At 66.8% G+C, this 20,003-nt stretch carries 17 protein-coding genes; 8 read left to right on the forward strand and 9 right to left on the reverse strand.

The window, feature by feature from the left end; all coding sequences use genetic code 11:
• Window positions 1–14: 14 nt before the first annotated feature.
• From ACFQU0_RS01430 to ACFQU0_RS01465, 8 genes are all read right to left on the reverse strand, one after another.
• Window positions 15–653: a bifunctional 4-hydroxy-2-oxoglutarate aldolase/2-dehydro-3-deoxy-phosphogluconate aldolase gene (locus ACFQU0_RS01430; RefSeq protein ID WP_382198137.1), complete on the reverse strand. Its 639-nt coding sequence runs from the start codon at window positions 651–653 to the stop codon at window positions 15–17.
• Window positions 654–686: 33 nt separating this feature from the next.
• On the reverse strand, window positions 687–2,504 hold the full coding sequence (edd, locus tag ACFQU0_RS01435) for a phosphogluconate dehydratase (protein WP_382198139.1): 1,818 nt from the start codon (window positions 2,502–2,504) through the stop codon (window positions 687–689).
• A gap of 16 nt (window positions 2,505–2,520) precedes the next feature.
• Window positions 2,521–3,228 carry a 6-phosphogluconolactonase gene (gene pgl / locus ACFQU0_RS01440; RefSeq protein ID WP_382198141.1) on the reverse strand — a complete coding sequence of 236 codons (708 nt, stop codon included), beginning with the start codon at window positions 3,226–3,228 and terminating at the stop codon, window positions 2,521–2,523.
• Between the two features lie 4 nt (window positions 3,229–3,232).
• Entirely contained in the window at window positions 3,233–4,666 is a 1,434-nt protein-coding gene (zwf, locus tag ACFQU0_RS01445; RefSeq protein ID WP_382198274.1) for a glucose-6-phosphate dehydrogenase, read from the reverse strand.
• A 96-nt stretch (window positions 4,667–4,762) separates the two neighbouring features.
• A complete protein-coding gene (locus ACFQU0_RS01450; RefSeq protein ID WP_382198143.1) occupies window positions 4,763–7,843 on the reverse strand; it encodes a bifunctional diguanylate cyclase/phosphodiesterase in 3,081 nt (1,026 codons plus the stop codon).
• 104 nt (window positions 7,844–7,947) lie between these two features.
• Window positions 7,948–8,424, reverse strand: coding sequence for an RNA-binding S4 domain-containing protein (locus tag ACFQU0_RS01455; protein WP_382198145.1), 477 nt, complete (start codon window positions 8,422–8,424; stop codon window positions 7,948–7,950).
• On the reverse strand, window positions 8,421–9,857 hold the full coding sequence (locus tag ACFQU0_RS01460; protein WP_382198147.1) for a sensor histidine kinase: 1,437 nt from the start codon (window positions 9,855–9,857) through the stop codon (window positions 8,421–8,423). The genes ACFQU0_RS01455 and ACFQU0_RS01460 overlap by 4 nt, the downstream gene beginning before the upstream one ends.
• Entirely contained in the window at window positions 9,854–10,537 is a 684-nt protein-coding gene (locus ACFQU0_RS01465) for a response regulator transcription factor (protein WP_382198149.1), read from the reverse strand. Before ACFQU0_RS01465 ends, ACFQU0_RS01460 begins: the two co-directional genes overlap by 4 nt.
• Window positions 10,538–10,664: 127 nt before the next feature.
• Between ACFQU0_RS01465 and ACFQU0_RS01470 the strand changes: the two genes are divergently transcribed.
• The 3 genes from ACFQU0_RS01470 to ACFQU0_RS01480 are packed head-to-tail and all read left to right on the forward strand — an operon-like array spanning window position 10,665 to window position 13,660.
• Window positions 10,665–11,624 carry a Bug family tripartite tricarboxylate transporter substrate binding protein gene (locus ACFQU0_RS01470; protein WP_382198151.1) on the forward strand — a complete coding sequence of 320 codons (960 nt, stop codon included), beginning with the start codon at window positions 10,665–10,667 and terminating at the stop codon, window positions 11,622–11,624.
• Between the two features lie 17 nt (window positions 11,625–11,641).
• The gene (locus ACFQU0_RS01475; RefSeq protein ID WP_382198153.1) at window positions 11,642–12,166 is read left to right on the forward strand and encodes a tripartite tricarboxylate transporter TctB family protein; all 525 of its coding nucleotides are present in this window, start codon (window positions 11,642–11,644) and stop codon (window positions 12,164–12,166) included.
• Window positions 12,167–12,175: 9 nt separating this feature from the next.
• Window positions 12,176–13,660, forward strand: a complete 1,485-nt coding sequence (locus tag ACFQU0_RS01480) for a tripartite tricarboxylate transporter permease (RefSeq protein WP_382198155.1) — start codon at window positions 12,176–12,178, stop codon at window positions 13,658–13,660.
• Between the two features lie 10 nt (window positions 13,661–13,670).
• Here the strand turns inward: ACFQU0_RS01480 and ACFQU0_RS01485 are convergent, their stop codons facing one another.
• Complete coding sequence (locus tag ACFQU0_RS01485; RefSeq protein WP_382198157.1) at window positions 13,671–14,405, reverse strand: ABC transporter substrate-binding protein; 735 nt, start codon at window positions 14,403–14,405, stop codon at window positions 13,671–13,673.
• A gap of 61 nt (window positions 14,406–14,466) precedes the next feature.
• Here ACFQU0_RS01485 and ACFQU0_RS01490 point away from each other — a divergent pair, with 61 nt between their 5' ends.
• From ACFQU0_RS01490 to ACFQU0_RS01510, 5 genes are all read left to right on the forward strand, one after another.
• Window positions 14,467–15,942: a sigma-54 interaction domain-containing protein gene (locus ACFQU0_RS01490; protein ID WP_382198159.1), complete on the forward strand. Its 1,476-nt coding sequence runs from the start codon at window positions 14,467–14,469 to the stop codon at window positions 15,940–15,942.
• Between the two features lie 181 nt (window positions 15,943–16,123).
• Window positions 16,124–17,314 carry a substrate-binding domain-containing protein gene (locus ACFQU0_RS01495; RefSeq protein WP_382198161.1) on the forward strand — a complete coding sequence of 397 codons (1,191 nt, stop codon included), beginning with the start codon at window positions 16,124–16,126 and terminating at the stop codon, window positions 17,312–17,314.
• Between the two features lie 128 nt (window positions 17,315–17,442).
• A complete protein-coding gene (locus ACFQU0_RS01500) occupies window positions 17,443–18,204 on the forward strand; it encodes an ABC transporter ATP-binding protein (protein WP_382198163.1) in 762 nt (253 codons plus the stop codon).
• A gap of 80 nt (window positions 18,205–18,284) precedes the next feature.
• A complete protein-coding gene (locus tag ACFQU0_RS01505; RefSeq protein ID WP_382198165.1) occupies window positions 18,285–19,025 on the forward strand; it encodes an ABC transporter ATP-binding protein in 741 nt (246 codons plus the stop codon).
• Window positions 19,022–20,002: a branched-chain amino acid ABC transporter permease gene (locus ACFQU0_RS01510; RefSeq protein WP_382198167.1), complete on the forward strand. Its 981-nt coding sequence runs from the start codon at window positions 19,022–19,024 to the stop codon at window positions 20,000–20,002. Before ACFQU0_RS01505 ends, ACFQU0_RS01510 begins: the two co-directional genes overlap by 4 nt.
• The last annotated feature ends 1 nt before the right edge of the window (window position 20,003 follow it).

Below are 20,003 nucleotides of genomic sequence, written 5' to 3' on the forward strand. Positions count from 1 at the left end.
GTGGCCTGGTGTGTTCAGGCAATGGCCCGTACGGCTTCGGTGGCTTCGCGCGCCAGCCGGGTGATGTGTGCCCAATCACCTGCGGCCACGGCCGCTGCCGGCGTGAGCCAGGAGCCACCGACCATGGCCACGTTGGGCAGGGCCAGGAACTGCGCCATGTTGGCCAGCGACACGCCACCCGTGGGGCAGAAGCGCAGGTCGGGCAGCGGGCCGCCCCAGGCCTTGAGCACCTCCACGCCGCCGAGCTGTGCAGCCGGGAAACACTTCATCAGCGTGAAGCCGGCGTCGCGCATGGCCATGGCCTCGCTCGGCGAGCCCACACCGGGGATGAAGGGCAGGCGGGCTTGCAACACCGCGTCGATCAGCGCGGGCGTGCTGCCGGGCGAGAGCGCAAAACGCGCGCCCGCGTTCAACACCTGTGCGACCTCGCTGGCGCGTGTCACGGTGCCGGCGCCCACCTGCATGGCGGGCACGGCTTTGGCCACGGCCTCGATGGCGGCTAGGCCGGCGGCGCTGCGCAGGGTGATCTCGATCACGTCCACGCCGCCGGCCAGCAGGGCCTCGGCCATGGGCACGGCCTGGGCCGGGTCGGTGACCACCACCACGGGCACCACGCGGGATTGGAAGGGGGGCAGAGAAGCAGGTGTGTTCATGGGGTTACCGGAGTGTGCCAGTTGTGGGGCAGTTCAATCATTTCCGAAGAGGGCGGAGGCGCCGTTTTCGGCCAGGCCCGCCTGGCGGCGGAACAGGCCAAACAGCTCGCGCCCATGGCCGTGGCCGTTGGCGCTCAGGTTCACCTCGGGCAGCGGGCGCTCGGTCAGCTCGGCCTCGTCCACCAGCACGTCCAGGGTGCCGGTTTCACAGTCCAGCAGCACCATGTCGCCGTTGCGAACGCGGGCGATGTGGCCGCCACACACGGCTTCGGGCGTGACGTGGATGGCGGCGGGCACCTTGCCCGAGGCGCCCGACATGCGGCCATCGGTGACCAGCGCGACCTTGAAGCCCTTGTCCTGCTGGATGCCCAAAATCGGCGTCAGCTTGTGCAGCTCGGGCATGCCATTGGCCTGCGGGCCCTGGTGGCGCACGATGGCCACAAAGTCGCGTTCCAGCTGGCCCTGCTTGAACAGATCGCTCAAGGCCTGCTGACTGTCCACCACCACGGCGGGTGCCAACACGCGCTGGTGTTCGGGCTTGACGGCCGAGGTCTTGATCACCGCACGGCCCAGCTTGCCTTGCAGGCGCTTGAGGCCACCGTCGGGCGTGAAGGGCGCGCTCACCGGGCGCAGCACCGATGTGTCGCCGGAGGTGGCGGGCGCGGCGCGCCAGGCCAGCTGGCCCTGGTCCAGCCACGGTTCGGTGGCGTAGCGCTGCAGGCCTTCACCGAGGAGGGTGCTCACGTCCGCGTGCAGCAGACCCACCGACAACAGTTGCCCGATCAGGAAGCCCATGCCACCGGCGGCGTGGAAGTGGTTCACGTCGGCTTTGCCGTTGGGGTAGACCTTGGCCAGCAGCGGCACCACGCTGGAGAGCTCGGCAAAGTCGTCCCAGTCGATGCGTATGCCGGCGGCACGCGCCATGGCCACCAGGTGCAGCGTGTGGTTGGTGGAGCCGCCGGTGGCGAGCAGGCCGACGATGGCGTTGACGATGGTTTTTTCGGTGACGATCTGGCCCATGGCGGGCGCGCGCAGCGCGCAGGCCACCGCGTGTTCGGTGAGTGCCGTGCGCAGCGGTGTGCCAGGGTTGACGAAGGACGAACCGGGCAACTGCAGGCCCATGATCTCCATCAGCATCTGGTTGGAGTTGGCCGTGCCGTAGAAGGTGCAGGTGCCCGCGCCGTGGTAGGCGGCTTCTTCGGCCGCCAGCAGGGCGGCGCGGTCTACCAGGCCTTGGGCGTACTGCTGGCGCACCTTCGCTTTCTCGTCGTTGGACAGGCCCGAAGTCATGGGCCCGGCCGGCACCATGACCACCGGCAGGTGGCCGAATTGCAGCGCACCGATCACCAGGCCGGGCACGATCTTGTCGCAGATGCCCAGGCACAACACGCCATCGAACACGTTGTGCGAGAGCGCCACGGCTGTGGCCAGCGCGATCACGTCGCGCGAGAACAGCGACAGCTCCATGCCCTCGTAGCCTTGTGTCACGCCGTCGCACATGGCCGGCACGCCGCCGGCCACCTGGGCGGTGGCGCCCAGCGTGCGCGCGGTGGCGCGGATGTGTTCGGGGTAGTGCTCATACGGTTGGTGGGCCGAGAGCATGTCGTTGTAGGCGGTGACGATGCCGATGTTGGGCTGGCGCTCCTGGTGCAGCACCAGCTTGTCGTTGCCGGGCATGGCCGCGAAGGCATGGGCCATGTTGGCGCAGCCCATCCCGGCGCGGTACGGCCCGGGCTTGCGCAGCCCGGCCAGGGTGGTCAGGTAGGTCGCGCGGCTGTCGCGGCTGCGCTCGACGATGCGCTCGGTCACACGCTGCAGCGCGGGGTTCAGAGAAGGGGTGGTGTCAGCCATGGCGAACTTTCGGCATTCAGGGGGCCGTCCACACATGGACGGGTGAGGGAGAGCGGTGGATCACCAGCGAGATGGGCAGGTCGGCCGTGGGCGCCACACAGGCGCGTTGAAACACCGCCTGTTTGACCTGGCCTTGCAGCGGCAGCACCAGGCAGCGCGCGGCCAGCAGTGTGGGCAGGGTGAGCGTGAGGCGGGCGTGGGGGGCGGTGCCCGGACGTGTCCAGGCCACCGGGTCGGTGCTGCTCAGCGCCACCTCCAGGCCTGGCGCGTGGGGGAACAGCGACGCTGTGTGGCCATCTTCGCCCATGCCCAGCACGGCCACGTCCAGCGGCCAGGCCAAGGATTGCAGCCGCTGGTTGGCGGTGGCGGTGAGGGTGGGCAGATCGGTGTCGGCGTCGAAGTGGGGCAGGGCGTCGAAAAACGGCAGCCAGCGTGCGGCGGCAGCTTCGCCTTGCAGCAGGTGCTGGCGCACCAGGGCGCTGTTGCTGTCGGGGTGGTCGGGGGGCACGCAGCGTTCGTCCACCAGCAGCACCGTCACCTGCGCCCAGGGCAGCACCTGTTGGCTCAGTTGCTGGAACAGCGGCACCGGCGATGTGCCACCCGATACCGCGAGCAAGGCCTGGCCGCGCTCGGCCACGGCACTGCGCAGGCGCTGGGCGATGTCGGCCGCCAGCGTTTGCGCGAGGTTGGCCGCGTCTGGGCAGCGATGGAGCGCGATGTTCACGGTGTCACTGCGCCTCGAACCACACCGCGCCTTCGCGTGCCACCAGGGCCGAGGCGGCAGCCGGCCCCCAGCTGCCGGCGGGGTAAGTCTTTGGACGTTCGCCCAACTGCTGCCAGCCTTCGAGGATGGGGTCGGCCCAGCGCCAGGCGGCCTCCAGTTCGTCGCGGCGCATGAAGTGCGTCAGGCGGCCTTTGATGACGTCGATGAGCAGGCGCTCGTAGGCTTCGGCGCGGCGTTCGGTGAAGGCCGATTGCAGGTCGAGGTTGAGGAAGACCGGGCGCATCTTCATGCCCGAGCCCGGCTCCTTGGCCATCATCTGCAGCTGGATGGATTCTTCCGGCTGCAGCGTGATGATGAGGCGGTTGGGGTGGGCCTGTGAGGGTTCGCCGGCGAAGATGGAGAAAGGCGGCTCGGAAAACTCGATGATGATTTCCGACTGCCGTTTCAACATGCGTTTGCCGGTGCGCAAAAAGAAGGGCACGCCGGCCCAGCGGCTGTTGTGCACCTGGGCCTTGATGGCCACGAAGGTTTCGGTCTGGCTGCCGGCGGGCACGTCGGCCTCGTCCAGGTAGCCCTTGACCTGGGCGCCATCAACCACACCCGCCGTGTACTGGCCGCGCACCGTGTCGCGCAACACGTCGGCCAGCTCGAACTTGCGCAGCGAGCGCAAGACCTTGAGTTTTTCGTCGCGCACGTCGTCGGGGTCGAGCGAGATGGGCGCTTCCATGGCCACGATGCACAAGAGCTGCAGCAGGTGGTTTTGCACCATGTCGCGCATGGCGCCGGTGTGGTCGTAAAAGCCCGCCCGTGTGCCCACGCCCACGGTTTCTGACACGGTGATCTGCACGCTCTTGATGGTGGGCGCGCGCCAGAGGGGTTCGAAGATGGCGTTGCCAAAACGCAGCACCATGAGGTTTTGCACCGTCTCTTTGCCGAGGTAGTGGTCGATGCGGTAGATCTGCTTTTCGCTGAAGTGCCGCGCCACCGCTTCGTTGATGGCCTGTGCCGAGGGGAGGTCGTGGCCCAGGGGCTTTTCCAGCACCACGCGGGCGTTGGCGTCGATCAACTGGGCCTCGTCGAGGTGGCGGCAGATGTCGGTGAACAGGCTGGGTGCCGTGGCCAGGTAGAACACCTTGGTGGCGCCGCTGCGGCAGGCGGCGCGCAGTCGCTGGTAGCCGTCGGCCACCGTGGCGTCCAGGCTCACGAAGTCCAGCCGCGCCAGGAAGCTGGCCCAGGCGTCGCGGTCCAGGGCGTCGCCGCCCACATGGGAGCGCGAGGTCTTGTCCACGAAGGCCACGTAGTCGTCGCGTGTCCAGTTGTGCCGGCCCACACCGATGATGCGGCAGTCGTTGGGCAGGCGCTGGTGCAGGTGGGCCATGCAGAGCGCAGGCAGCAGCTTGCGCCAGGCCAGGTCGCCGGCACCGCCGAAGATGACCATGTCCAGTGGGGGAGTGGGGGCGGTGCTCACAGGCGGTTGTCTCTCGTTGTTAATGTAACTATGTTACCAAAAAACGGAGATGATGGCCGGCGTGAGTTACATCTGATCGCCTGGATCGGGTTCGGGGGCTGGTTCCGTTGGCGACACGGTGGCTTGCAGCCACAGCGCAAGTGGCGCTGGCCGGGCAAAGTGGTAGCCCTGCATGGCCTGGCAGCCACTGGCACACAGGAAGTCGGCCTGGGCTTGTGTTTCCACGCCTTCGGCCACCACCCGCAGTTTGAGGTGGCTGGCCATGGACAGGATGGCGCGCACGATGGCGGCGTTGCCGGCCCCTGTGGGCACATCGTGCACAAAACCTTTGTCGATCTTGAGTTCGTACAAGGGCAGCCGCTGCAGGTAGGTCATGCTGGAGTAGCCGGTGCCAAAGTCATCGATCGAGAAGCGTATGCCCATGGCCACCAGTTCGGCCATTCGGGCCACAGTGTCGTCCAGGTGGTCGATCAGCAAGCCCTCGGTCACCTCAAACACCAGCGCATCGGCGGGTGCGCCAGTCTCGGCCAGTGCCTGACGCACCTGCGGCACAAAATCATCGGCGCGGAATTGGCGCGGGCTGACGTTGACTGACAGGGTCTGTCGGATGCCAGCGGCGTGCAGGCGCTGCAAGCTCTGGCAGGCTTGCTGGAGCATCCAGTGACCGATGGGCACGATCAGACCATTGGCTTCAGCCACCGGGATGAAACTCAGCGGCGACACGAGACCGCGCTTGGGGTGGCGCCAGCGCAGCAGCAACTCCGCGCCACACGGCTGGCCGTCGGCGTCCACCTGCGGCTGCGCATGGACTTCGAACTGACCCAGCTGCAGCGCCACCTTGAGGTCTTGTTCGATGGCCAGGCGCTCCTCCACCTCGGCCTGCATCTCGACCTGGAAAAACGCGGTGCGGTTGCGACCGCTGCCTTTGGCGCGGTACATGGCGGTGTCGGCCTCGCGCAGCAGGTCGTCCACGGCGGTGCCGTGGCGTGGGAACAGCGTCAGCCCGATGCTGCCGGTGGTGGAGTAGTGCACGCCTTCGATGTCGTGCGGGCGGTCCAGCTCGGCGCGCACCTTTTCGGCCACCGCCATGGCGCCACGCGCGGCCTGGTCGGCGTGGGTGCCCAGGTCACTGATGAGCACCACAAATTCGTCGCCACCCAGGCGGGCCACGGTGTCCTCGCCACGCAGCATCACCGCCAGGCGTTGGGCCACCTGTTGCAAGAGCGCGTCGCCCACCGAATGGCCGCGCGCGTCGTTGATGTGTTTGAAGTGGTCCAGGTCCAGGAACATCAGCGCGCCGAACTGGCCGGTGCGTTGCGCCGAGGCCAGTGCGTGGGTGATGCGGTCCACCAGCATGCGCCGGTTCGGCAGGCCGGTCAGGGCGTCGAAGTAGGCCAGCCGGTGGGTGTGTTCTTCGGTGGCCTTGCGCTCGCTGATGTCGGAGATGAAGCCGTGCCACAACACACTGCCGTCGGGCAGGCGTTCGGGTATGGCGTCGCCCAGCCGCCAGCGCTGGCCCTGCAGCGGCAGCACCACACGGAATTCGTGGTGCCACGGCGAAAGCTGCTGGGTGGACAGGTCGATGGAGGCCTGGAACGCCTCGCGGTCTTCGGGATGCACACGCGCCATCAACAGATCGGCGTTTTCGGTCACATCGGCAGCGTGGTGTTCCCAGATGGACCAGATGCCATCGCTGGCAAACGGCATGCTGACGTGCCCGTCGGGGTGGCGCTGGAACTGGTAGAGCACACCGGGCACCCGGCGCGCCAGGTTGTTGAGCAGGTCCAGGCTTTGTTTGAGCTTGAGCGCCCATTGCTCGCGCTCGCTGATGTCACGGAACACGAAGCTGGCCATGGGCTGGCCGTCGTCGTCGGTGTAAAGCACCGAGCTGGCTTCGACATCGAAGCGTTCGCCGTTGGCGCGGTACATGGCCACCACACCGCGCGCGCCGCCGTTGCGTTCGCGCTCCTGAAGCAAGGGCACCAGGCGCGGGTCGTTCAGGTCCAGCAGGATGCCGCGCGGCAGCACACAGATGTCGGCAGCGCTGCGTCCCAGCATCTGGCAGGCGGCGGGGTTGGCCGACAACACGGCACCACCGGGGCGCGTCTGCAACATGCCGTCCAGGCTGCTGTTGAACAGCAGTTCGTAGTTGGCCTGGGTGGCGCGGCGTTCGCGTTCGACGCGCCGCGTTTCGCTCAGGTCGGTGTTGGTGCCCGACAGGCGCACCGCGTGGCCTTTGTCGTCGCGCAGGATGTGACCACGCGACAGCAGGGGCAGGTAGTGCCCATCTTTGTGTCGGATGCGGAACTCGACCTGGTACTGGCTGCCCCGGCCCAGGGCGGCAGCGCGGAACTGGGCGGCGGCGTGTGCGCGATCGTCCGGGTGGATCATCGCCTCCCAGTCGTTTTGGTCGGTCGGGCGGTCGTGGTCGTGGTAGCCCAGCATGGTCCAGCCGCGCTCCGAGTTGAAGCGCTCCCCGGTGCGCAGGTCCCAGTCCCACCAACCGTCGTTGGCGCCCTTGAGCACCAGCTCCAGCCGGGTTTCGCGTGCCTGCATCTGTTGCTGCAGCAGGACCAGTTGGCGGTGTTGTTCGGTCTTGGCTTGCAGCGCCTCCTGCAACAGCCGGTTGTGGCGCCGCAGTTCCAGCTGGGCCATCACCTGGTGCGACAACACCTGCAGCGCATCGCGCTCGCCAGCGCCAAACTGACGCGGTTGGGTGTCGATCACACACAGGGTGCCCAACGCCTGGCCGCCGGGGGTGAGCAGCGGTGCACCGGCATAGAAGCGGATGCCGGGCGCGTGGGTGACCAGCGGATTGGCCTCGAAACGCGGATCGCTGCGGGCGTCTTCCACCACCATCACGTCGGGACCCCGTATGGCGTGGGCACAAAAGGCCTGTTCGCGCGGGGTTTCGCAGAAGTCCACCCCTACCCGTGACATGAACCACTGGCGGTGTTCGTCCACCAGCGACACCAGCGCCACCGGCACGCGAAAGAGCTGAGCCGCCAGCCGGGTCAGTTCGTCGAGTGCCTGTTCGGGGGCGGTGTCGAGCACCCCGTAGGCGCGCAGCTCATCGAGCCGGACAACTTCGGGGTCGTCGGCCGACGGCAATGGGCTGGGGTGGTCGGGCGGGATGGGCAGAACCATTCGTGTCGGAGGGTGGGGCGAACGTGGGCCGCAATGTCAAGGTTCTGGGAATGAAATTTTAACAATCGAGGCGTGTCTCCCCACCCGCTGGGCAATGCCCCTGCTCACGACCGGGTGTCGTCCGGTGGCAGGCTGGCGCTCCAGCGCTCGTTCCAGTGGGGCGCGTGTTCGCCCGGGTGGCCGCGCAGCGCGTCGATGTCGCGGCGCTGGCGTTTGGTGGGGCGGCCTTGTGTCAGCGCCAAGGCGGGTTCCGGGGCCAGGCGCCGCTGCTCGGCCTGGGCCAGGCGTTGGGCCACCGACGCCTCGGTTTCGCTGTACAGCAAGGCCGCCTGGGGGGCCGGCCCCCGGGTGGCGCTCAAGCCCAGCACCTTGACCGTGCGCAGCACCGGGCCTTGTGCAATCTCCAGTTCGTCATCGGCGTGCACCTCCCGCGACGGCTTGGTGTGGGCGCCGTTGAGGCGGACACGGTGTTTTTCGATCGCCTCGACGGCGAGCGCGCGGGTTTTGAAAAATCGGGCCGCCCAGAGCCATTTGTCCAGGCGAAGGCGTTCGGTCGATGGGGGGTGGGCAGGTGGGTTCATGGGTGTGGCGCCAGGGGCAGGCGCACGGTGGCGTCCAAGCCCACCACCTGGCCATGGTGTTGGCGGTTGTCGAGCGCCATTTCGCCGCCCAGCGAGCGGGTGATTTCCTGGCAGATGGCCAGGCCCAGACCGCTGCCACCGGGCAGGGCGTGGGCGTGCTGGTGGCGGGCAAACGGCTCAAACAGGTGCGCGCGCAAAGTCGGGGGTATGCCCGGGCCGCTGTCGGCGATGGTCAGTGCCGCGGTGCGCTCGTCGCGCAGCAGGCGCACTTCGAGGGTGGCGCCAGGCGGGATGTGTTTGATGGCGTTGTGCAGCAGGTTGCGCACCAGCTCGCGCAAGGCCCATTCGTGGGCGCGCACCGGGGCGGGCTGGATGTCGAGTGCGAAGTCGAGCTGGCGCTCGGCGATCAGCGGTGCCAAGTCGAGCGCCACGGCGCGCACCGCCTCGGCCCAGTCCAGCACAGGCGCGTCGTCCTGTTGGCGCAACTGCTCCACCTTGGCCAGCGAGAGCATCTGGTTGGCCAGTTCGGTGGCGCGGTTGACGGTGTGTTCGATCTCGCCCAGCGCGGTCTGGGGCTCCACGTCGCCGCGCCGAGCGGACTGCACCTGGGTCTTGAGGACGGCCAGCGGCGTGCGCAGCTGGTGGGCGGTGTCGCGCACAAAACGCTTCTGGTGGTTCAGCAGGTGGGCCAGGCGGGCCATGTGCTGGTTGGTGGCCTCGATCAGCGGGCGCACCTCGCGCGGCGCCTGTTCGGCCTGCAGCGGCGTGAGGTCGCTGTCGCTGCGCGCGGCCAGCGCGGCGCTCAGGCGGCGCACCGGGCGCGTGGCGCGTTGCACCACCAGCACCACCACACCGGCAATCACCGCCAGCAGCAGCGCCTGCCGCCAGAGTGTGTCCACCAGCATCTGGCGCGCCAGCGTGTGGCGCAGTTCCAGGGTTTCGGCCACCTGGATGGTGACCATGCCCTGGCCACCCGGGCCGGCCACGGGCTGCAGCAACACCGCCACGCGCACGTTTTCGCCCCGGTACTCGCCGTCGTAGAAGTCCACCAACGCGGCGTACAGGCTTTTGGTCGGCAGGGTGCCGCTCCACAGGGGCAGGTCTTCAAAACCCGACACCATTTCGCCCTTGAAGCCGCTGACGCGGTAGTAGAGGCGGCTGCGGTTGTCGGCTTCGAACGGTTCGAGCGCCGAGTAGGGCAGCGTGGCGCGCACCCGCGCGCGGTCGCCCTCGCCCACCAATTCCAGCGTCTCGCCAATGGACTTGGCGGTGGCCAGCAGGGTGCGGTCGTAAGCCGTGTCGGCTGCACGCAGGGCCTGGCGGTAGAGCACCGTGCTGTTGAAGAGCACCAGCAGCAGCACCGGCACCAGAATGCCCAGCATGAGTTGGCTGCGCAGCGAGCGCGCCTGCCACCAACACGACACCACATTCATGCCGGCGCCTTGAGCAAATAGCCCAGCCCACGCAGCGTGACCAGTTGCACGCCGGTGTCGGCGAGTTTTTTGCGCAGGCGGTAGACCACCACTTCAATGGCTTCGTACTGCACATCGCTTTCGCCCGGAAACACCAGCTCAAACAGCTTCTCTTTGGTGATGGCTTGGCCCGGCCGGGCCAGCAGGGCGCGCAACAAGGCCAGCTCGCGCGGCGCCAGTTCCATGGGCTGGTTGTGGTGGTAGACGGCCCCGCTGCCGGTGTCCACATACAAACCGCCCACCCGTGCCGGCGGGGCCACCGGCTCGGCCACGCTGCCGCCGCCCGCGCGGCGCACCAGGGCACGCACGCGGGCCTCCAGCTCATCAAGGTCGAAAGGTTTGGCCAGGTAGTCGTCGGCACCGGTGTTCAGGCCCAGGATGCGGTCGCCCACGGTGCCACGCGCGGTGAGGATGATGACGGGTGTGCGCAGCCCGGCGGCACGCGCCTGCGCCAGCACCTCCAACCCGTCCTGACCGGGCAGGCTGAGGTCGAGCAGCACGGCGTCGGGCCGGGTGCTGCGCCACAGGGCCAGCGCCTGCAAGCCGTCGTCGCAGGTGGCCACCGCCATGCCCTGACGCTCCAGCGCCCGTTGCAAGGTGGCGCGCATCTGGGGGTTGTCTTCGACCAGCAACAGCTTCATGCGACAACCATACCAGCGCCGCCCGGACCGTTGGCCATCCTAGGGTTTTCACTGACGGTCTGGACAGTGGACTGACAGGCAGCGCCGCCACCATCACGCCTGTCCCAAACCACAACAGGAGACTTCCATGCGTCGCGACACCTTCCTCAAGTCCCTGGCCGCCCTGGCCGCCAGCGGTGCCCTGCCCATGCAAGCGTGGGCCGCTGCCAACGTGAAGATGATGATTCCCGCCAACCCCGGTGGTGGTTGGGACAGCACCGGCCGTGCGCTGGGCAAGGCCCTGCAGGATGCCGCCGTGGCCTCGTCGGTCACCTATGAAAACAAGGGTGGTGCGGCAGGCGCCATCGGCCTGGCGCAATTCTTCAACGCCAGCAAGGGCGACCCGAACGCCATGATGGTGATGGGCGCGGTCATGCTGGGCGGCATCATCACCGGCAAACCGCCGGTGTCCATCACCCAGGTCACGCCCATTGCACGCTTGACCACCGAATACAACGTGTTCGTGTTGCCCGAGAACTCGCCCTTCAAGACCATGGCCGACGTGATCGCGCAGATGAAGAAGGACCCTGGCAGCGTGAAGTGGGGCGGCGGTTCGCGTGGCTCCACCGAACACGTGGCCGCAGCGATGATCGCCCGCGAAGTGGGCGTGGATGCGGCCAAGATCAACTACGTCCCCTTCCGTGGCGGTGGTGAGGCCACGGCGGCCATCCTGGGCGGCAACGTCACCGTGGGCGGCAGCGGCTACAGCGAGTTTCAGCAGTACATCGAGGCCGGCAAGATGAAGGCCATCGGCGTGACTTCGGGCGCCCGCCTCAAGGGCATCAACGTGCCCACCCTGAAAGAGCAGGGCATCAACGTCGAAATCGGCAACTGGCGTGGTGTGTACGGCGCGGCCGGCATCACCCCGGCCCAGCGCGATGCGTTGACCGAGATGATCGTCAAGGCCACCAAGAGCAAGGCCTGGGCCGAAGCCATCGAGAAAAACGGCTGGACGCCTGCCCTGCTGACCGGCAAGGCTTTTGACGAGTTCGTGGACCGCGACTTCGCGAGCCTGCGTGCCGTCATGGTCAAGTCCGGCATGATCTGACACCCGAGGAGGCCAGCATGGGTGAAGCACCGAACCGCGTGGAGCAGGCGGCCCTGCCTGAAGTCCTGATCGGCGTGGGCGTCCTGGCGCTGGCCGCCTTTCTGGCCTGGGGTGCCACCGGCATCTCGGCCGAAGCGGGCTACGCCGGCGTGGGCCCCAACTTTTTGCCCTGGGTGGTGTCGGCTGCGCTGGCCGCCTGTGGCGTCTGGCTGTTGTGGGAGGCCCGCACCGGCGGCTTCCGCGACCGCGAGCCCCCCTCGGGCGCCGACAAGGGCGACTGGCCGGCCTTTGTGTGGGTGTCGGCCGGCATTCTGGCCAACGCTGCGCTGATCACCACCGTGGGCTTCATCCTCAGCTGTGCCCTGTGTTTTGTGCTGGCCGTGCGTGGTCTGCGCCTGGCCGAAGGCAAGGGTGGCGGTGGCTGGCGCCAGTCCGTCAAGGACGCCATGGTGGGGCTGCTGATTGCCGCGCCTGTGTACTGGCTGTTCACCAAAGTGTTGGCGGTCAACCTGCCCGGCCTCACCTCCACCGGCTGGCTCTGAAAGCACCCCATGGATACCTGGAACCTGCTGATGGGTGGCTTTGCCACCGCCGCCACGCCGATCAACCTGCTGTGGGCCTTTGTGGGCTGCGCATTGGGCACCGCCATTGGCGTGTTGCCCGGCCTCGGCCCGGCCGTCACCGTGGCCATGTTGTTGCCCATCACCTCGCAGGTGGAGCCCACCGCGTCGATGATCTTTTTCTGCGGCATCTACTACGGCGCCATGTATGGCGGCTCCACCACCTCCATTTTGCTCAACACCCCCGGTGAGACCGGCACGATGGTGACCGCGCTCGAAGGCTTCAAAATGGCCAAAAGCGGGCGCGCCGGTGCGGCCCTGGCCACCTCGGCCATCGGTTCCTTTGTGGCCGGCACCATCGCCACCATTCTGGTCACGCTGGCCGCGCCGCTGATGGCGTCGTTCGCCGTCAAGCTCGGGCCGCCCGAGTACTTCTGCCTCATGCTGCTGGCTTTCACCACCGTGAGCGCGGTGCTGGGCCAGAGCACGCTGCGTGGCCTCACATCCCTGTTCATCGGCCTGGCCATGGGTGTGGTGGGCATAGACCAGATCACCGGCCAGCTGCGTTACGCCGGTGGCGTGCCCGAACTCATGGACGGTGTGGAAGTGGTGCTGGTGGCCGTGGGCCTGTTTGCGGTGGCCGAGGCGCTCTACAACGCCTTGTACGAAGGCCGCAGCGTGAGCCAGATGAACAAGATGAACAAGGCCCACATGACACGCGCCGAGTGGAAACGCTCGTGGCCGGCGTGGATGCGTGGCACGGTCATCGGCTTTCCCTTCGGCACCATTCCGGCCGGTGGCACCGAGATCCCCACCTTTTTGAGCTACGCCACCGAACGCAAGCTGTCCAAACACAAGGAAGAGTTCGGCTCCACGGGCGCCATCGAAGGTGTGGCCGGCCCCGAGGCTGCCAACAACTCGGCCGTGACCGCCACCCTGGTGCCGCTGCTGACGCTGGGCATCCCCACCTCGGTGACGGCGGCCATTTTGCTCAACGCCTTTCAGAACTACGGCATCAACGCCGGGCCGCAGCTGTTCCAGACCTCGTCCACCCTGGTGTGGGCGCTGATCGCCTCGCTCTACATCGGCAACGTCATGCTGCTGGTGCTCAACCTGCCCATGGTGGGCCTGTGGGTCAAGCTGCTCAAAATTCCCAAGGCGCCGCTGTACGCCGGCATCCTGATTTTTGCCACGGTGGGTGTGTACGGCATGCGCCAGAGCGCGTTTGACCTCTACCTGATGTACGGACTGGCTCTGGTGGGCGTGTTGATGCGCCGCTACGACTTTCCCATCGCGCCGGTCATCGTTGGCCTCATCCTGGGCCCGCTGGCGGAAGCGCAGTTGCGCAACGCCTTGTCCATCGGTTCGGGCAGCTGGACGGTGTTTTTCGAACGCCCGATGTCGCTGACCCTGCTGGTGGTGGTGGCCCTGGTGCTGCTGACGCCGCGCCTGCTGGCCTGGCACCGCCGGGCTTGATCTGGTCGAGTCAGCCCTGCGCTGCGGCCGGTGCCACCGAGGCGCCCTGGATGCCGTGGCGCTTGAGTGCCTCGGCCACAAAACCCGAGGTCTTCATCTCCTCCACAAAGGCGGCCAGGTAGGCTGAAGCGTCGGGGCTGCGGCCTTTGGGGCACCCCATGGCCTGCTGGATGACCATGAAGCGCCCGGGCAGCAGGCGGTGGCCAGGAAAACGCGACAGCTCCGCTTCGATCTGTTGTTTGACGCCTGCGGCCACATCGGCCTGTGTCTGCACAAACACCTCCACCACCGCAGGCGATGAAGGAGCGCGCTCGATGGTCGCGTGTTGGAGTTCTCGGCTGAGGAACAGATCGTAGGCGCTGCCCTGGCCCACAACCACGCGTGTACCCACGCGGTCCACCTCGTCGTTGTGCTGCAAGGGTGAGTCCTGGCGCACCAGGTAGCTGCCTTCGATCAACACGTACGGCGCGGTGAAGGCAATGCCTTTGCCGCGTGCGGGGTCCACCGCAAAGAAGCCAAAGTCGGCTGCCTCGGCGGTGACGCAGTCCACCGACTGGGCGGCGGTGTGGAACGCCAGCAGGTCGAGTTCCAGGCCCATTCGGTGCGCGAGTTCGCGTGCGATGTCGATGGACACGCCAACGGGCTCGCCGGAGGTGGCGTCACGTTTGGCCAGGATGGGGTTGCCCAGGTTGATGGCGGCGCGCAGGCGGCCGGTGGGGGCGAGTGCGGTGGTGGTTGGGCTCATGGTCGGTGGTTTGGGCGATGGATGTTGGGGCCTGACCGGATTGTGCGATAGGCCCGCTACCATGCACGCCATGCCCACCGGACCCGCCCCCGACACCCGCCTGCCACGCGACGCCCAGAGCATCCTGGAGCTGGCCGCGCGCTCCATGTTCGATCTGTTCGCCAATGCCAGCGAGGGCATGATGCTGGTGGACCGCAACGCGCGGGTGGTGTGGATCAACGACCAGTACCGCCGTTTTCTGCCCGCCCTCGGGTACGAACGTGAGGAAGATTTTGTGGGCCACCCGGTCTCCAGCGTGGTGCAGAACACGCAAATGCACCAGGTGTTGTCCACCGGCAAACCCATCCTCATCGATTTGCTGACCAACAAGGCTGGCACGTTTGTCGTGAGCCGCATACCTTTGCGGGATGACGGCGGCGAGGTGATCGGTGTCCTCGGCATCGTGCTGTTCGACCACCCCGAAACCACGCTGCAGCCGCTGATCACCAAGTTCGCCCGGCTGGAGCAGGACCTGAGCGATGCCCGCCGCGAGCTGGCCAGCCAGCGCCGCAGCAAATACACCTTTGCCAGTTTTGTCGGCAGCAGCCCGGCGGCGCTCGACGTCAAACGCCAGGCGCGCCGCGCTGCCTCATCCCACAGCCCGGTGCTGTTGCTGGGTGAAACCGGCACCGGCAAAGAATTGTTGGCACACGCCATCCACGCCACATCGGAGCGGGCGGGGCGCGCCTTTGTGGGCATCAACATCGCGGCCGTGCCCGACACCTTGCTGGAGGCTGAGTTTTTTGGCGTGGCGCCCGGTGCCTACACCGGTGCCGACCGCAAGGGGCGCGACGGCAAGTTCAAGCTGGCCGATGGGGGCACCCTGTTCCTCGACGAGGTGGGCGACATGCCCCCCGCCGTGCAGGCCAAATTGCTGCGTGTGCTGCAGGAGGGGGAGGTGGAACCGCTGGGCTCCAACAAGCTGGTGCGGGTGGACGTGCGGGTGGTGGCCGCCACCTCGCGCGACCTGCCGCAACTGGTGCGCGAGGGCCGTTTCCGCGAAGACTTGTTCTACCGACTCAACGTCTTGCCCATCCGCCTGCCGCCCTTGCGCGAACGCCGCAGCGACATCCCGCAACTGGTGGAGGTGTTGTGCGAAGACATTGCCGCGCGCAGCGGTGGCGTGCTGATGGAGTTGGCGCCCGATGCCCTGGCGCTGCTGCAGGCGCAGGCCTGGCGCGGCAACATCCGCGAATTGCGCAACGTGTTGGAGCAGGTGGCTTTGCGCACCGACGACCACCACATCGATGCCGCCATGTTGGCCGGGGTGTTGCGAACGGATGGGCTGACGCCGCTGGCGGTGCCCGAGCCCGTGCCAGTTCCCGGTGTGGTCGCGGAAGATGGCTTGTTGCGTCCCCTGTCTGAGCAGGTGGCCGAACTGGAGCGCAGGGCCATGCGTGCCGCCCTGGCGCAAACCGGCGGCAACCGTGCGGCGGCGGCCCGTTTGTTGGGCATGTCGCGGGCCAGCTTTTACGACAAACTGGTCATGTCTGAATAACAGACACATGTCTGTTATTCAGACAATAAATGCTGGATGTGATGTCTGAAAATCAGGCATGTCTTGTGCCGCCGGAGAAAATACCGTTGTGAATCAATGGCTTGTTCACCTGGCATGGCTTGTGCAACAGAGAGCGCAGGTGGCGGCTGCCGTCGCCCATTCCCACACAACGGAGACACACATGATTCAGACCACCCGTCGCCTGGCCGTCGTTGCCCTGGCCTGCGCTTCCACCCTGGCATTCGCCCAGTCCAAGGAAATCCGCATCGCCCACGTCTACAGCAAGACCGGCCCGCTGGAAGCCTACGCCAAGCAGACCCACGTGGGCCTGATGATGGGTCTGGACTACGCCACCGGTGGCACGATGACTGTGGGCGGCAAAAAACTGGTGGTCATCGAAAAGGACGACCAGGGCAAGCCCGACCTGGGCAAGAGCCTGCTGGCCGCCGCCTACGGCGACGACAAGGCCGACATCGCCGTGGGCCCCACCGCCTCGCCCGTGGCCCTGGCCATGCTGCCGGTGGCCGAGGAATACCGCAAGATCCTGCTGGTTGAGCCCGCCGTGGCCGACTCCATCACCGGCGACAAGTGGAACAAGTACATCTTCCGCACCGGCCGCAACAGCTCGCAGGACGCGATTTCCAACGCCGTTGCACTGGACAAGCCCGAGAACACCATCGTCACCCTGGCGCAAGACAACGCTTTCGGTCGCGACGGTGTGAAGGCCTTCCGCGAAGCGGTCAAGAAGGGCAAGCTGGTGCACGAGGAGTACCTGCCCGCCGCCACCACCGACTTCACCGCCGGCCTGCAGCGCGTGGTCGACAAGCTCAAGGACGTGCCCGGCCGCAAGTTTGTGTGGGTGGTGTGGGCCGGCGCCAATTCGCCCTTCAGCAAGTTCGCCGAGTTGGAGTTGAAGAAGCGCTACAACATCGAGCTGGCCACCGGCGGCAACATCCTGCCCGCCATGACCGCCTACAAGCAGTTCCCGGGCATGGAAGGCGCGGCCTACTACTACTTCGGCATCCCCAAGAACCCGGTGAACGAAGCCATGGTGGCCCGTCACTACAAAGAGTTCAAGAGCCCGCCGGACTTCTTCACCGCCGGTGGCTTCAGCGCCGCCATGGCGCTGGTGACCGCGCTCAAGAAAACCAACGGCGACGCCAAGGCCTCGGCCCTGATCCCGGCCATGGAAGGCATGAGCTTCGACACGCCCAAGGGCAAGATGACCTTCCGCAAAGAAGACCACCAGGCCATGCAGAGCATGTACCACTTCAAGATCAAGGCCGACCCTGCGTTTGCCTGGGGCGTGCCGGAACTGGTGCGCGAGATCAAACCGGAAGAAATGAATGTGCCGATCAGGAACAAGCGCTGAGCGCTTGTCCCCCCGCGCCGCGCCCTAGGGGGCGCGTCACCCCCCAGAGGGGGGCAATGCCAGCAGACCGGCGGAGCCGGATCTGCGGCATTCCCGGTTAACACACGCGCTCCGGAAGCGCTCCTTCTATGCTTGAAACACGCGATCTCACGGTCCGCTTTGGCGGGCACGTGGCGGTGAATGCTGTGTCCTGCGCGTTTGCGCCGGGCACGCTGACCGCCATCGTTGGCCCCAACGGCGCGGGCAAGACGACCTACTTCAACCTGATCTCGGGGCAGATCAAGGTCTCAGCCGGCCGCGTGGCGCTGAACGGCCAGGACCTCACGCCGCTGGGCGCGGCAGCCCGTGCCCAGGCGGGCCTGGGGCGCGCGTTCCAGCTCACCAACCTGTTCCCGCAATTGAGTGTGCGCGAGAACGTGCGCCTGGCGGTGCAGGCCCGTGCGGGTGCGGGGCTCAACCTCTGGCGCATCTGGAGCGACCGGCGCGACCTGCTGGAAAAAACCGACCGCGTGCTCGAAGCCGTGGCCCTGGCCGACAAGCGCGATGCGCTGGCCGCCAGCCTGCCGCACGGCGACCAGCGCAAGCTGGAGGTGGGCATCCTGATGGCGCTGGAGCCGCAGGTGTTCATGTTCGACGAACCCACCGCCGGCATGAGCGTGGACGAGGTGCCGGTCATCCTCAACCTCATCCGTCAGCTCAAGAACGACAAGACCAAAACCATCCTGCTGGTGGAGCACAAGATGGATGTGGTGCGCGAGCTCTCGGACCGCATCATCGTGTTGCACAACGGCGAGCTGGTGGCCGATGGCGAACCCGAAACCGTGATCGCCTCGCCCGTGGTGCAACAAGCCTACCTGGGCATCAGCCCCGAAGAAAAGGAGGCTGTATGAACCCCCACACTCCACCGCTTCGCGGGTCGTTGCCCCCCGAGGGGGCTGATCCGGCTTGGGGCGGCCCAGCGCCGGATCGCATGAACACCAACAACCTGCTGACGCTCCAGGGAGTGCACACCCACATCGGGGCGTACCACATCCTGCACGGCGTGGACCTGCACGTGCCCGCCAACCAGCTCACCATGCTGCTGGGCCGCAACGGCGCGGGCAAGACCACCACGCTGCGCACCATCATGGGCCTGTGGCACGCCAGTCAGGGCCGCATCACGTTGGCTGGTCAGGACATCACCCAGCAGCACACGCCCGACATCTCGCGCAGCGGCGTGGCCTACGTGCCCGAGAACATGGGCATCTTCGCCGACCTCAGCGTGAAGGAAAACATGTTGCTGGCCGCACGCGGCGCGCGCTCCATCGACGACATCGACACGAAGCGGCTGGAGTGGATCTTCGATCTGTTCCCCGCGATGAAGAAGTTCTGGAACCACCCGGCGGGCAAGCTCTCGGGCGGGCAAAAGCAGATGCTGGCGGTGTCGCGTGCCATCGTCGAGCCGCGCCAGTTGCTGCTCATCGACGAGCCCAGCAAAGGCCTGGCGCCGGCCATCATCCAGAACATGATCGCCGCCTTCAAGGCGCTCAAAGAAGCACAAACCACCATCCTGCTGGTGGAGCAGAACTTCAACTTCGCACGCCAACTGGGCGACAGCGTGGCCGTGATGGACGACGGCCGCGTGGTGCACAGCGGCCGCATGGCCGAACTGGCCGAGGACGAGGCGCTGCAAAGCCGCCTGCTCGGCCTCTCGTTGAAAGCACATCAATGACAACCGATTTCGACTACAAGCCGCTGCTGCTGGTGCCGTTGCTGGCGCTCATCGCCTTGCCGCTCACGGGCAGCGCCTCCACCTGGCTCACGCTCACCGTGGCCGGCCTGGCCATGGGCATGATCGTGTTTGTCATCGCCTCCGGCCTCACCCTGGTGTTCGGCCTCATGGACGTGCTCAACTTCGGCCACGGCGTGTTCATCGCGCTGGGGGCTTTTGTGGCCACCTCGGTGTTCGCGGCCATGGGCACGTATGTGGAGGCCGACAGCTTCTGGCTCAACATGTTGGCCTTGTTGCCGGCCATGTTGGTGGCCATGGCGGTGGCGGGCGCGCTGGGTTATGTGTTCGAGCGTGTCATCGTCAAGCCGGTGTACGGCCAGCACCTCAAGCAGATCCTGATCACCATGGGCGGCATGATCATTGGCGAGGAGCTGATCAAGGTCATCTGGGGCCCACAACAAATTGCCATGCCGCTGCCGGTGTCCCTGCGCGGCGCCTTCATCTTCGGCGAGGCGGCGGTGGAAAAGTACCGCGTGCTGGCCGTGCTGGTGGGCCTGCTGGTCTTCCTCGCCATGGTCTGGACGCTCAACCGCACCAAGGTGGGCCTGCTGATCCGCGCTGGTGTGCAGGACCGCGAGATGGTCGAGTCCCTGGGCTACCGCATCGTGCGCCTGTTCATCGGTGTGTTTGTGGCGGGCAGCGCCTTGGCCGGTCTGGGTGGTGTGATGTGGGGCCTGTACCAGCAGACCGTCATCCCGCAGATGGGCGCGCAGGTCAACGTGCTCATCTTCATCGTCATCATCATCGGCGGCCTGGGCTCGACCACGGGCGCACTGATCGGCGCGCTGCTGGTGGGCCTGATGGCCAACTACACCGGTTTTCTCGCGCCCAAGGTGGCGCTGTTTTCCAACATCGCGCTGATGGTGGCCATCCTGTTGTGGCGCCCCCAGGGTGTGTACCCCGTTGCGAACCGTTGAA

The organism is Hydrogenophaga defluvii, assembly GCF_042665235.1.
GTDB classification, from domain to species: Bacteria; Pseudomonadota; Gammaproteobacteria; order Burkholderiales; family Burkholderiaceae_C; genus Hydrogenophaga; species Hydrogenophaga defluvii_A.